Below are 12352 nucleotides of genomic sequence, written 5' to 3'. Positions count from 1 at the left end.
CACCCATTATTTGGTAAGATTATTGCGTGATTGACCATATAGACAGAAGTATTTTGCGTTACCTCAAAGAGGACGGCAGAATGACTGCCACAGCGCTCGCCGCGAAGGTGGGTTTGACCGTCGCCCCGTGCCACCGCAGGCTCCGGGATCTGGAGATGTCGGGGGTGATCCGCGGGTACAAAGCGGACATTGACCCGGCAGCCGTCGGGCTGGGATTCGAGGCGATTGTCTTCGTGACCCTGCGGCAGGTTGACCGGTCCACTATGGAGATCTTCGAGAACAGGGTGGCAGGCAATCCGAACATCGTGGAGGCGCAGCGGCTGTTCGGCTCGCCGGACTACCTGTTGAAAGTCATCGCTGAGGACCTGCCGGCATACCAGCGCTTCTATGACAGCGAGCTGACAGTGCTCCCGGGCGTCGAGCGGCTAACGTCCACCCTGGTCATGAAGAACCTGAAGTCCAACGCGGGCCCGCCGGTGTAGGTGCAGCACCCACGGGCTGTCTGCGGACTTATGCTGCCGGGCTGACGTGGACGATGATGACCTGGGTTTTCTTGGCGCCGTCGAAGCGGAGATCGTAGTTCACGCCCAGGCCGGTGTCTGTGCCCGAGGTAAGGGAGTAGTCGCTCTTCGCCGTGGGGTCCGCGCTGACCGAGGTGATCCACCGTTCGGCGTCCCCGCTATCGATGCCGTACAGCTGCACACCATCGCGGACGAGGCTGAAGAACCCGTCCATTGAGTCTGCGGTCAGGAAATACGTGACTTCGCTGAAGTCCGTGCGGGCACTGGTGGTGTTGAGGCGGATGCGGTCGGTTTCCCCGCGGATCTCGCCATTGGGTCCAACAATCGTCAGCGCAATCTTGCCCGAATCGCTGGTGTTGATTTCCGGCCCGGCGCTGTCCCCGGTGGCCCGCACATCGGCCTTTCGGAGCTGCCCGGAACTCATGTCCAGCCGGGCTGTTTTGCTGGCGCGGATCTGCTCCACTCCGGCGGCGTCGAGGGTGGAGAATTCGGAGGTGCTCACTGTGCTCCCTTGGGACGTTGGTTCGGTGGCAATGGGTGCGTTCTGCTGGCAGCCCGCCAACGCGAGGCTTCCGGCCAAGGCAATAAGGACGACGGCGGCCTGCCGCCTGAAACGTGGGGCGAAAGTCACTGGTGTACCTCCGCATCGAAGCCGGACACGAAGCGGTCCATGATGCCAGGCATGTTGTTGGTGGGCCGGTACTGCTCCACGCGGTCGTTGAAGTCGGAGCCGATGATTGCCCGTGCTTGCGCCGGGTCGGTGGCCAGCAGGTTCTGGTAGGCGGGGAGTGTGTCCTGGCTGATGAGGGCCCAGCGCTGACCGGCGTCGGCGATGTTGCCGTCCGGGAACCCGGTGGTGAAGTCGGTACGGAACTGCGTGGGGCTGTCCCAGTTGGTGAAGGGAACGTTTTCAGGCCCGGGGCTCTCCACGCTGAACGTGTAAGGGAAGACCTCCGGGTAGCTTTTGGCACCGGGGATGGAGGGTTCTCCGGCGAGGGTGACCATGTACGTCACGGCTTCTCCGCCAGGGTGGCTCCGCATGTTGTCGTAGTCGTCGGCGATGATTTCGTTCTGTTCTCGGAAGAGGAGCGAGGTATTGCCTTCCTGCACCAAGGCGGGATCGCCCGAGTCGATCTGCGCCCAGGACCGGGCGGTTCCGGGGTCGATCGCGCCGGAATCCCGGAGCCGGGTGATCTCGTCAATGCCGCCATCCATATATGCCTCGTGCTGCCGGGCCTGGTCCAGGAAGATCTCCTTGTTCATGTCCAGCATGCTGGTTTCATAGAACTTGATCTCGGCATCAGTCATGTTGGCCAGCTGCTCGATCTGGTCCAAAACCGGGATGGGGATGTCCGATGCCGGATTGCCGGCGATCTGCCGGGCAAGTTCGCGCATTATGGCCATGTCCTTGAATCCGCCGGCGAACGACGGTCCGATTATGTTGGCCATCCCGGCCCACTGCAGGTCCGGGTTGGACAGGTACGCCTGGCCGTAGAAGTCGTAAACCTTCTTGATGGTCTCCCAGTTGTACTCTGTGCCCTTGGAGGTATCCCAGGTGGAGGGGTCGATTCCCATGTTGCGCATGGCCTGCTGGTTCCAGTAATCGCTGAGGAAATCCGCATACCCCGGAGACTTCTTGTCAATCAGTCCGGAGTCGGCCGCCGCATCCATGGCAGCCTTTGCGGCCTCGGGGTTTTCCAGGGCCCACTTCTTGAAGTCATCGCTTTTCAGATAAGCGCGGCGTTCGTCAGGAGTCATGCCGTTCAGTTTGCCCGTGAGGTCCTGGGCTTTGCCGTTTCCAGGGCCGCCGCCCCGCATGCCCGGCGTGCCGGCCACGCCGCTTCCGCTTGCCGTGTCCTGTTCGTCTGCGTTCTTCAGCAGTGCTTTGGACGCCGTTTCCATGCCTGCCGCCGCGCTTTTTAGTACCTTGAGGTGCGAGGAGGCCCAGTCGCTGCGGAAGCGGTCGCCGTCGTGCCCTTCCCATGGGCTGGAACTGATGGTGCTGCTGAGTTGCTGTCCCAAGGTATCCAGGCGTGTGGCCCCGCCCGCAAGATCCTTGGCGAGACGGCGCAGCTCTGCGATGTCTGCACCATAGAAGTTTCCCGCCATGTGTCCCCCTGGTTGAAGTCTGGTGCCAGCCTAACGGCATTGGGGAACCGCTGCGATGGGGAGAACTTCCCTCGGGGCTGTGTCAGCGGGCGCCGGCTGCAAGTTCCGCGGTCAGCCGCGCAGCAGCCCGGTGGTCCGGTAGGGAATGACTTCACGCAGGAACATGCTGGTGGATGTGCGCACAATGCCCGGGCAGAGCCGGATTTCCTCGGAGACCCGGTACAGATCGTCCGGGCTGGTGGCCACCACCCGGATCAGGAGGTCTGTATCGCCGGCCGGCGCGTGGCATTCCAGTACCTCCGGAATCTCACGCAGGGCGGCGATGGCTTCGTTCAGGTGGCTCTGGTCCAGTTCCGCGCTCACCGAGGCGGCGACTCCCCGCCCGAGCGCGGAAGGTAGCACACGGCTGCTGTTGGGACGGAGGGAGCCCGACGCCGTCATCCGTTCAAGGCGCGATTGTACAGTTCCGCGAGCGAGGCCCAGCCGCTGGGCAAGCACCATGATGGGCAGCCGGGGATCGTCGTCCAGTGCGGCAAGGATGCGCCGGTCCGTTGCGTCGAGTTCCTGCAATGTGATCATTTCCTGTCTGGCGTTGGCGGCGGAGTTGATCAGATTGATCAACAAGAGCTACGTCCGTTGTGCCAACTGTAGAATATATGTTCAAATTATGGCAACAGGACAACGGCCACCGCCAGTTCCCGCAGGCTACAGGCTTCCCGGCACACCACCCGGCCCCTGGACCAAGCTTCCCGCAAGGAGGCTGCCGCTGATCGACACTTGTTCACGCATCGTCTGTCCGCAAAAGCAGTGCCAATGCTCCGGGACGCTACCGGGCACGGCACGGCAAGAGCCCCTGAGCCACCGACCACTGGTTTCCACGGATGCCGTTCGGTAGCTGAGGGGCTCTTGTGTTGAACACGCTGTTTTTGAATACCCTGTGTACGGGCCCCGCATAGGCTTGAGGCATGACTCCAGCCGGCCGCTTCGCCCCGAGTCCCTCCGGCGAACTGCATGTGGGCAACCTCCGGACGGCTCTTCTTGCGTGGCTTTTTGCCAGGTCCACCGGCCGCGGCTTTCTCCTGCGCGTGGAGGACCTGGACCGCGCCCGCGCGGGAGCGGAGGCGGAGCAGCTCCGCGATCTGGCGGCCATCGGCGTGACGTGGGGCGGCGCCGTCGTGCGTCAGACGGAGCGGACGCACCACTATACGGAAGCAATCGGGCAGCTGACGGCCGCCGGCCTGACGTATGAATGCTTCTGCACCCGGCGCGAAATCCAGGAGGCGCCGTCCGCGCCGCATGCGCCGCAGGGTGCCTATCCCGGCACCTGCCGGCAGCTGTCCGGGGCTGAACTTGAGTTCAAACGGTCACGCCGTCCCGCCGCCATCCGGCTCCGCGCTTCGCTCACTGAGTGGACCGTGCGGGATGAATTGCAGGGTGCCTTTACCGGTGTGGTGGATGACTTTGTGCTCCGCCGCAATGACGGCGTGACCGCGTACAACCTGGCGGTAGTGGTGGACGATGCCGAGCAGGGCATCGACCAGGTGGTGCGCGGTGATGATCTGCTGCCGTCCACGCCCCGGCAGGCGTACCTGGCTTCCCTGCTGGGACTGCCGGTGCCGTTTTACGCGCATGTGCCGTTGGTGGTGAATTCCGACGGCGCCCGGCTGGCGAAGCGGGACGGCGCCGTGACCTTGGGCGAGCTCGCGGGGGCCGGGGTGGGCGTGGGGGCCGTCCGGGAAAAAATCCTGGGTTCGCTGGGGCTTCCGGGCTCGTTGGAAGAGGCGCTAGCGGCATTCGATCCCTCCAGCTTGCCGCGGGAGCCGTGGGTATGGGCGGCCTAAGGGGCCGACGCATCGAAGACGGCCGCGCCGCTGTCCGTCCATGCTGACAGGAGCTTGGCGTCCGCCGAAGCCAGCGCGGTATCCGGGGAGTCAGCGAGGATCAGCCCGGCCGCGCAGTGGACCGCATCGTGGCCGCGGAGGCCATACCGTCCGGCCAAAGCTGCCGCGGAGTGGACCACATCGTCCGTCACCGCCATCCGGCTGATGTTCTGCCAGAGCGCATCCAGGGAACGAAGGGCTGTTGCCAATTCGGTGTTGATGACGCGGTTCATCCGACGGGCTTTGTGCAGGGCGGCCGCCGCCTCGACATAGAGCAGAGGGATTGCGACGAGGCTCTCCGCAGATTCCCAGAGAAGAGTGCACCGATCCGTTGCCGGTTCTCTGATCAGCAGGGGGACTAAAGCGGAGGTGTCCAGGTAAACGATCATCCGCGTTGTTCCGCGATGAGGTCACTCACCGTTCCTTTGGCGCGGATGGGCTGTGGTGTGACGCGCTTGCCGGTTGACGGAGGTGTGATCAGGCCGGCGGCGAGCAATTGCTCGAACGGGCTTTGCGGGGAGATGGGAACCAGGCGGGCAACGGGTTTGCCGTGGTCCGTAATGGTGATGGACACCCCGTCCCGGACCTGCGCGATGTGCTGACTCAGGTGGTCCTTCAGCTCCCGGATTCCGACGCTCACGGTTTCCCTCCAATGTGGCCATATATGTGGTTCAATTGTAGCCACAAAGTAGGCTGGTGCCTGACCGGTAATTCGGGCCGGAGTGTTCGCGATATAAAGGATGAGCCATGTCAGAACCACGATTCACTGTTGAGACGGCCATGGTCCTCGCTGAAGTGGCGCACAACCGCCAGAAGGACAAACTCAAGCGCCCCTACCGCGACCACGTGATTGCCGTTGGCGATGCGCTCGCCGATTTCGACGACGACATCCGGATCGCCGGCTACCTGCACGACATCGCCGAGGACACCCCCATCACACGGCAGGCGCTGCTGGACATGGGCGTTCCCGGGCGCGCCGTGGACATTGTTGAGCGCGTCACGAAGCGCTTCCAGGACAACCCGGATGACTACCAGGAGAGCGTGCGGTTTATCGCCGAGGACCACGACGCCACCCTGGTGGAGATCGCGGACAACGCCTATTTCTCCTTACCGGAGCGGGTGCAGGCGCTGGCTGAAAAGTGGCCGGACAAGCCCCCTGTCACACGCCACGCCGAGGCCCGTCAGGTGCTGTACGCCGCCGTTCCGGAGGCTGAAATCCGGAAAATCCTGGAGCGCATCAACCCCTCGCTGCTGGAGGAACTCAATGACATGGTGGATGAGGCTGACGAGACCGACTACCTAAACCTTTCCTACGATGCTGTCGAAACCGGGCCTGTCGAAACCGGGCCTGTCGAAACCCCCGAAGACGGCCAGCGCTAAGGGGACACACCACCATGCGTGCCTACGTCCTGACCCGGTATGGCGCCGCGGATGCCATGGAGCTCCGGGACGTCCCCGCCCCGGAGGCAGGACCCGGCGAGGTCCTGATCAAAGTCGCTGCAGCTGGCCTGAATCCGGTCGACTACAAACTCCGCCAGGGCGGGCTGAAGGTCATCGGCCGGCCGAAGCTTCCCATCGTCGCAGGCTGCGACCTGGCAGGGACGGTGGAGGCTGTGGGCCCCGGGGCCAGCCGCTTCGTCGTGGGCGAACGCGTCTACGCCCGGGTGGAAAAACTGACGCTGGGTGCCTTCGCGGAATTCGCCACGGTTCGCGAAAATCTGGTGGCACCCATGCCGCATTCCGTGGATTTTGTTGAGGCTGCGGGCCTGCCACTGGCCGGGCTCACGGCGCTGCAGGCGCTGCGGGAGGAACTTCAGATCCAGCCGGGGACCAGGTTGTTCATCTCCGGCGGCGCCGGAGGTGTGGGCACGCTTGCCATCCAACTCGCCAAATACCTGGGTGCCGAGGTAACCACGACGGCGTCGCCGCGGGGAGATGCACTGGTGCGGCAGCTGGGCGCAGACCGGGTGGTTGACTACACCCGGGAGAACTTCGCGGACGTCCTCTCGGACTACGACGCCGCCCTGGACCTGGTTGGCGGCGGTGCACTTGAGGGGATCTTCCGCATCCTCAAACCCGGAAGCAAGGTCGTTTCCATCGCCGGATGGCCTGAACCTGTGACCGCATCGAAAGACCTGGGGCGGCCTGGATTGCTGGCAGTGCTGTTCTGGATCATCAGCCTCCCGACCCGGCTCCGGGCCCGCAGGTCCGGCACGAGCTACCGGTATCTGTTCATGCACGGCAGCGGCGACGATCTCCGGTTCCTGGCCACGCTGGTGGACGACGGGCACGTCCGGCCAATCGTAGACAGCACGTACCCGCTGGACCGGATCGCTGAGGCATTTGAAGCGCTGGAGCAAGGCCGGGCCAAGGGGAAAATCGTCATCACCATGTTGTAAAAGCAACGCGGGGTCACCTACGGCCCATTAGCGGGTCCTGAATGGGCCGTATCTGACCCCGCGTTGTGGTTGGCTGGCCTAAACGCGGCCCAAGGAGTCGATATCCTCGAGGAAATCCTGCCGGACTTCTTCGCTGACTGTCCGTCGGGTGTCCCGGATGGCGTCCAGATAGTCCTGGGTGGCGGGGCCCTTCCGCACCGCCTCGCGGACTGAGGCGCTGCCGCCCGAGGAGGCTCCGCCGTCGTCGTACACTGCCTTTTCAAGAGCCCGCTGGGAGGCGCTGCGGGCCGCGTACTCGATGTCCGCGGGGGAGAAGCCCTCGGTTCGGTCCACCAGGAGTTCCACGTCCACATCGTCAAATACGGTGGCCGGGATGAAGCGCTGCCACATGGCTTCGCGGGCCTGGCGGTCGGGGAGGCCGATGGGGATGACGTAGTCGAATCGGCCGTGCCGCAGGAACGCGGTGTCCAGAACGCGGATGAAGTTGGTGGCGCAGACCAGTAGGCGGCCCGGCTGCTCGCGGAACGCCGGGATGATCTTGAGGAGCTCGTTCGTGACGCCCTGCAGCGGCGACGGCGGTTCGCCGGAGCGCTGGGAGGCGATCTCCTCCACCTCGTCGATGAACACCACGGCATGCTCCAGCTCGGCGATCTCCAGGAACGTCTCGCGCAGCGCCCCGGCCAAGCCCTTGGGATCGGAGGCTAGCCGGGAGGGGAAGACCTCCACGAACGGCCACTCCAGCCGGGACGCGATCGCCTTCGCGAAGGTCGTCTTGCCGGTCCCCGGAGGACCAAAGAGGACGACGGCGCGCGGCGGCACCACGCCGTACTCATCCGCGAGGTCGGCCTCGGCGAGCGGAAGGACGAGGCGGCGCTCCAGGAGTTCCTTCTCGTTGCGCATGCCCGCCACGTTTTCCCAGAGGTCACGGGCGAGGATGCGCCCGCCGAGCTGGCTCAACGGTTCGAGTTCCTGGCGCTGGACCGGGATTTTACGTTCGAAATAGCGAAGATTCTTCTTGAGGACGAAGCCGCGGCTGAGGAACGCCTCGACGCGGGTTTCGGACTCCGGCATCAGCGCGGAGAGCTTGTTCAGCCCGTGCGGGGCCATCCGGTTCTCGACGGCGGCCAGCAGCGAGGTGCCGATTCCGCGGCCGCGGAACTCGGGCAGCGTGGCCAGGAAGACGATCCAGCCCTGGTCATGCGCGGCGCGTCCGACGGCGGCGCCCACCACCTGATCGCCCTGGACTGCCACGACGGCGTGGTCTTTCTCGCACGAGGCCAGGACCTCCGAGAGCGCGTAGACAGGCTCCACGTTGGTCGACTTGAGGGATTCCCAGAGGTGCAGGATGCCGTCGAGGTGGGCCGAGTGGAAATCCGTGATCCGCCAGTTGGTCATGAGGTGTCTCCCGTGTGGGTCGTCGTTGAGCCGGCGTGAACTTGTCTGCTGAGCATATGCGAACTGGCCGTCCCGGGGGTTGCGGAGGCGTTGCATTACGGCGGCCCTGCGGGTTCCAGGGAGACTGAATCTGCAGGGCCGCCGTCGTGCGTTCAATGTGTGCCGGTCAAGGCGTGCGCTGAATCAGCGCACGCCTGAAAGAGTGGTCAGCTCCTGTCCTTCGCGGCGCCCGGGGCCGGCCGCACTTGCCGCGGCGGATGGTCACGGCGCTGGTTGAGAACGCAATCTCCCGCACCCCGGACGGCGGGCACATCATCGCCGCCGTCACTGGCAGCGGCCGGAAGGTCAGGATCGATGCCCTGGACACCGGCCCAGGCCTCACGGACATCGATCCGGACCGCGTCTTCGAACGGTTTGCCCGCGGACGGCCCGCAGAGCATGAAGCAGCCCGGCACAGCTACGGGATAGGGCTGCCGCTGGTCAAGGACGCAGCCCTCCGATACGGCGGTGACGTAACAGTTTCCCGGACCGGTCCGCAGCGGACTGTTCTCAGCCTCGAGCTGCCGGCGGCGTGAAGCCGCCGGCTTACGGTTCTCGGGTTCCCGGCGCCGTCACACCTTGACAGCCGACTGTGACCCGTGCCATATTTTTAGTGTGAACCTGTCAGACAGCCGGACAGCAGGACAGCCTGCAGCAGATCGGACCAGCCCCGGCGCGGGCCCGACGGCGGGCCCAACCGCCGGCACGGCCAGCCAGCCGCTGGCCCGCCTCAGCGCCGCCGAAGCCGTCTTCAACGCCCTCCGCACCGACATTGAGTCCGGCAAGGTGGGTGTGGGGGCCAAGCTCAGCTCCGAGGCCACGCTCGCCCAGCAGTACGGCGTCAGCCGCTCGGTGGTCCGCGAGGCGCTGCGCTCCTGCACCGCACTGGGACTGACCACGACAAAAACCGGCCGGGGCACGTTCGTCATTGCCAACCAGGTGGCCAAGGATCTCGTGTTGGGCCACTATTCAGCCCGGGACCTCACCGAAGCCCGTCCGCACATTGAGGTTCCCGCCGCAGGGCTCGCCGCGCAGCGCCGCACCGCCGAGGAACTGGAGAGCCTCCGGGACATCGTGACCGCCATGTCCGCCGAGGACGATCCCGAGGTGTGGGTCAGCCTGGACTCCAGCTTCCACGCAGGCATAGCCCGGGCCAGCGGCAACAAGGTCTTCGAAAGCGTGGTGGCCGATATCCGCGAAGCACTCGCCAACCAATCAGAAACCCTCAATATGGTGGCCGACCGCCAGCTGGCCTCGGACCAGGAACACCAGCGCATCTTCGAGGCCATTGAAACCGGCAACGCCGCCGGTGCCCGCGCCGCCATGGGCGAGCACCTCCACGCCGTGGGCGTGGCCCTAGATTCCATCCTCAGCCAGTAACCACAGCCCGCAACCGACCCCCAAGGATTCCATGCTCTCCCCCGCCCTGCCGCTCCATGCCCCCGCCCCGGACGTCACCGCGCTGCCCCTCACGGCACTGCAGCAGCACGTCGCGTTGGCGGCGCAAACCCGCGGCGGCCTGGTGGAAAGCATCCACTACGGCTCCCTCATCGCCACGGCGCCGGATTCCGGCGCGCAGGATCCCGACGCGCCGGATCCCGCCGGACACGACGGCCTCCGCACCCTCCTCTCGGCCGGCGATCCGCTTGCTCCCTTCTACCCCCGCTCCGCGCTCAAGCCGCTGCAGGCAGTGGCCCTGGTCGGTGCGGGGCTGGACCTGCCGGCCGACCTCCTGGCCCTTACCGCCGCCAGCCATTCCGGTGCCGCGATGCACCGCGACGGCGCCCTCCGCATCCTCCAGATCCACGGCCTCACGGCGGACGCCCTCGAAAACAGCACCGACCTCCCGCACGGTGTCGGCGAGCGCGAAGAGTGGCTCCGGGACGGCGGGCAGGCCACCCAACTCACCCAGAACTGCTCCGGAAAGCACGCCTCCATGGCGGCGACGTGTGTTATCAACGGCTGGCCGGTGCGCGGATACCTGGACCCCGGACATCCGCTGCAGCAACTGGTAGCGCAGACCGTCCGTGACCTCACCGGCGAGGAGCCGTCCCGCGCCACAACCGACGGCTGCGGCACACCGCTGTTCGCCCTCACCCTCCGCGGCATGGCGCGCGCGTTCGGCCGCCTTGCCTCTGCGGAAATGAACGGTGCCCCCGCCGAAAGCCCGGAAGCCGCCGTCGCGCATGCCATGCGCCGCCACCCTGAGATGGTGGCGGGTGAGGGCCGTGACGTCACCGAGCTGATGCGCCTGGCGCCCGGACTGCTGGCGAAGGACGGGTTCGAAGGAGTCCAGCTGGTGGGGCTTCCGGACGGCCGTGCCGTGGCCGTGAAGATTTCCGACGGCGGCGACCGCGCCCGCATGCCCGTCACCGTCCGCGCGCTGGAGGCGCTCGGCGTCGACACCGCACCGCTGGCTGGCATCGCCACCGGGTCCGTTCTGGGCGGCGGCCGCCCGGTGGGCGAGCTGACGGCCACCGACTTCCTCACAGCACACTGACCCGCGCATCCCGGCGCACCCGCGAACCGAGCGCCGTCACCGCGAACCAAACTCCCGCCCCCGAAGCCCCCTGAGGACACCCATGACCACCCCCGATGCCCGCCCCGCATTCCGCTCCGAACACGACCTCCTGGGCGACCGCGACGTCCCCGCCGACGCCTACTGGGGCGTTCACACGCTCCGCGCCGTGGAAAACTTCCCCATCACGGGCCAGCCGCTGTCCTCCAACATGTACCTGGTCCGCGGGTTGGCGGCCGTGAAGCTGGCGGCCGCCCGCACCAACCGCGAGCTCGGGCTTCTGGACGCCGAACGCGCACAGGCCATCGAAGCAGCCTGCACGGACATCCTGAACGGGAAGCTCGACGAGCAGTTCGTGGTGGACGTGATCCAGGGCGGTGCCGGGACGTCGTCGAACATGAACGCCAACGAGGTCATCGCGAACCGGGCGCTGGAAGTCCTGGGCCACCCCAAGGGCGACTACGACCGCCTGCACCCGAACGACCACGTCAACCTCAGCCAGTCCACCAACGACGTCTACCCCACCGCCGTCAAGCTCGGCACCATCTTCGCCGCCCGGGAACTCCTGGAAGCACTCACCGAGCTGGAAGAGGCCTTCGCGGCCAAGGCGATGGAATTCCGCACCGTGGTGAAGATGGGCCGCACCCAGCTGCAGGACGCGGTCCCCATGACCCTGGGCCAGGAATTCGGCACGTATGCCGTCACCATCGGCGAGGACCGGCTCCGGCTGGCCGAAGCGGACCTCCTGATCCACGAGATCAATCTGGGCGCCACGGCCATCGGCACCGGGCTGAACGCCCCCGCCGGCTACGCCGAGGCGGCCTGCCGGCACCTGGCTGAAATCACCGGCCTGCCCCTGGTCACCGCCGTGGACCTGATCGAGGCCACCCAGGACGTGGGCGCCTTCGTGCACCTCTCCGGTGTGCTCAAGCGGGTGGCCGTGAAGCTTTCCAAGATCTGCAACGACCTCCGGCTGCTCTCCTCCGGCCCGCGTGCCGGCTTCGGCGAAATCAACCTTCCCGCAGTGCAGTCCGGCTCCTCCATCATGCCCGGCAAGATCAATCCGGTGATCCCGGAAGTGGTCAGCCAGGTGGCCTACGAGGTCATCGGCAACGACATCACCATCACCATGGCCGCCGAAGCCGGACAGCTCCAGCTCAACGCCTTCGAACCGATCATCGTCCACAGCCTCCACAAGAGCATCTCCCACCTGGAAGCAGCCTGCCGCACCCTCACGGCCCGCTGCGTCCGGGGCATCACCGCCAACACCGAACGCCTCCGGCTCACGGTGGAACAGTCAATCGGCCTGGTGACAGCACTGAATCCCCACCTCGGCTACGCCACCGCAACCGCCATCGCCCAGGAAGCCCTCGCCACCGGCAAGGGTGTTGCGGAGCTGGTTTTGGAACACAACCTGCTCACCGCCGAGCAGCTTGAGGACCTCCTCAGCCCGCAGCGCCTGGCAAACCTCAGCAAGTAACGCCCACAACC

Annotated in this window: 14 protein-coding genes; 8 read left to right on the top strand and 6 right to left on the bottom strand. The window is 65.9% G+C overall.

Going from position 1 to position 12352, the window contains the following annotated elements:
• The first annotated feature begins 26 nt into the window (after positions 1-26).
• Positions 27-482 (top strand): Lrp/AsnC family transcriptional regulator, encoded by a 456-nt coding sequence (locus ACQCST_RS00285; protein WP_426997396.1) that lies wholly within the window; start codon positions 27-29, stop codon positions 480-482.
• A gap of 28 nt (positions 483-510) precedes the next feature.
• Here ACQCST_RS00285 and ACQCST_RS00280 read toward each other — a convergent pair whose 3' ends face one another.
• The 3 genes from ACQCST_RS00280 to ACQCST_RS00270 form a co-directional block, all read right to left on the bottom strand.
• Entirely contained in the window at positions 511-1152 is a 642-nt protein-coding gene (locus tag ACQCST_RS00280; protein ID WP_426997395.1) for a hypothetical protein, read from the bottom strand.
• Positions 1149-2630, bottom strand: a complete 1482-nt coding sequence (locus ACQCST_RS00275; protein WP_426997394.1) for a WXG100 family type VII secretion target — start codon at positions 2628-2630, stop codon at positions 1149-1151. The genes ACQCST_RS00280 and ACQCST_RS00275 overlap by 4 nt, the downstream gene beginning before the upstream one ends.
• A 111-nt stretch (positions 2631-2741) precedes the next feature.
• Positions 2742-3209 carry an Lrp/AsnC family transcriptional regulator gene (locus ACQCST_RS00270; protein WP_426999037.1) on the bottom strand — a complete coding sequence of 156 codons (468 nt, stop codon included), beginning with the start codon at positions 3207-3209 and terminating at the stop codon, positions 2742-2744.
• A gap of 386 nt (positions 3210-3595) precedes the next feature.
• Between ACQCST_RS00270 and gluQRS the strand changes: the two genes are divergently transcribed.
• On the top strand, positions 3596-4471 hold the full coding sequence (gene gluQRS / locus ACQCST_RS00265) for a tRNA glutamyl-Q(34) synthetase GluQRS (protein ID WP_426997393.1): 876 nt from the start codon (positions 3596-3598) through the stop codon (positions 4469-4471).
• On the opposite strand, the gene ACQCST_RS00260 is transcribed toward gluQRS, so the two are convergent.
• Together ACQCST_RS00260 and ACQCST_RS00255 are read right to left on the bottom strand one after the other, a co-directional pair.
• Positions 4468-4899, bottom strand: a complete 432-nt coding sequence (locus ACQCST_RS00260; RefSeq protein ID WP_426997392.1) for a type II toxin-antitoxin system VapC family toxin — start codon at positions 4897-4899, stop codon at positions 4468-4470. The two genes, gluQRS and ACQCST_RS00260, sit on opposite strands and share 4 nt — an antisense overlap.
• Positions 4896-5150, bottom strand: a complete 255-nt coding sequence (locus ACQCST_RS00255; protein ID WP_426997391.1) for a type II toxin-antitoxin system Phd/YefM family antitoxin — start codon at positions 5148-5150, stop codon at positions 4896-4898. Before ACQCST_RS00255 ends, ACQCST_RS00260 begins: the two co-directional genes overlap by 4 nt.
• 107 nt (positions 5151-5257) lie before the next feature.
• On the opposite strand from ACQCST_RS00255, the gene ACQCST_RS00250 reads away from it, so the two are divergent.
• Entirely contained in the window at positions 5258-5890 is a 633-nt protein-coding gene (locus tag ACQCST_RS00250) for an HD domain-containing protein (RefSeq protein ID WP_426997390.1), read from the top strand.
• A 14-nt stretch (positions 5891-5904) separates the two neighbouring features.
• Positions 5905-6909 carry an NADP-dependent oxidoreductase gene (locus ACQCST_RS00245; protein ID WP_426997389.1) on the top strand — a complete coding sequence of 335 codons (1005 nt, stop codon included), beginning with the start codon at positions 5905-5907 and terminating at the stop codon, positions 6907-6909.
• 78 nt (positions 6910-6987) lie between these two features.
• On the opposite strand, the gene ACQCST_RS00240 is transcribed toward ACQCST_RS00245, so the two are convergent.
• A complete protein-coding gene (locus ACQCST_RS00240) occupies positions 6988-8304 on the bottom strand; it encodes an ATP-binding protein (RefSeq protein WP_426997388.1) in 1317 nt (438 codons plus the stop codon).
• Between the two features lie 257 nt (positions 8305-8561).
• On the opposite strand from ACQCST_RS00240, the gene ACQCST_RS00235 reads away from it, so the two are divergent.
• From ACQCST_RS00235 to ACQCST_RS00220, 4 genes are all read left to right on the top strand, one after another.
• Entirely contained in the window at positions 8562-8879 is a 318-nt protein-coding gene (locus ACQCST_RS00235; protein WP_426997387.1) for a sensor histidine kinase, read from the top strand.
• 79 nt (positions 8880-8958) lie between these two features.
• Complete coding sequence (locus ACQCST_RS00230) at positions 8959-9723, top strand: FadR/GntR family transcriptional regulator (protein WP_426997386.1); 765 nt, start codon at positions 8959-8961, stop codon at positions 9721-9723.
• 31 nt (positions 9724-9754) lie between these two features.
• Positions 9755-10843, top strand: a complete 1089-nt coding sequence (locus tag ACQCST_RS00225; RefSeq protein WP_426997385.1) for an asparaginase — start codon at positions 9755-9757, stop codon at positions 10841-10843.
• 82 nt (positions 10844-10925) lie between these two features.
• Entirely contained in the window at positions 10926-12341 is a 1416-nt protein-coding gene (locus ACQCST_RS00220; protein WP_426997384.1) for an aspartate ammonia-lyase, read from the top strand.
• Positions 12342-12352: the final 11 nt, after the last annotated feature.

The organism is Pseudarthrobacter sp. N5, assembly GCF_050157035.1.
Lineage (GTDB): Bacteria > Actinomycetota > Actinomycetes > Actinomycetales > Micrococcaceae > Arthrobacter.
Note: the sequence above shows the minus strand (reverse complement) of the source record. Positions and strands in the feature narration are given on the sequence as shown.

Bases quoted from the DNA above. Each gene is read 5' to 3' on its own strand.
- ACQCST_RS00275 (WP_426997394.1), bottom strand. From the start codon at position 2,630: ATGGCGGGAAACTTCTATGGTGCAGACATCGCAGAGCTGCGCCGTCTC.
- ACQCST_RS00270 (WP_426999037.1), bottom strand. From the start codon at position 3,209: ATGATCACATTGCAGGAACTCGACGCAACGGACCGGCGCATCCTTGCC.
- gluQRS (WP_426997393.1), top strand. From the start codon at position 3,596: ATGACTCCAGCCGGCCGCTTCGCCCCGAGTCCCTCCGGCGAACTGCAT.
- ACQCST_RS00260 (WP_426997392.1), bottom strand. From the start codon at position 4,899: ATGATCGTTTACCTGGACACCTCCGCTTTAGTCCCCCTGCTGATCAGA.
- ACQCST_RS00250 (WP_426997390.1), top strand. From the start codon at position 5,258: ATGTCAGAACCACGATTCACTGTTGAGACGGCCATGGTCCTCGCTGAA.
- ACQCST_RS00245 (WP_426997389.1), top strand. From the start codon at position 5,905: ATGCGTGCCTACGTCCTGACCCGGTATGGCGCCGCGGATGCCATGGAG.
- ACQCST_RS00240 (WP_426997388.1), bottom strand. From the start codon at position 8,304: ATGACCAACTGGCGGATCACGGATTTCCACTCGGCCCACCTCGACGGC.
- ACQCST_RS00235 (WP_426997387.1), top strand. From the start codon at position 8,562: ATGGTCACGGCGCTGGTTGAGAACGCAATCTCCCGCACCCCGGACGGC.
- ACQCST_RS00225 (WP_426997385.1), top strand. From the start codon at position 9,755: ATGCTCTCCCCCGCCCTGCCGCTCCATGCCCCCGCCCCGGACGTCACC.
- ACQCST_RS00220 (WP_426997384.1), top strand. From the start codon at position 10,926: ATGACCACCCCCGATGCCCGCCCCGCATTCCGCTCCGAACACGACCTC.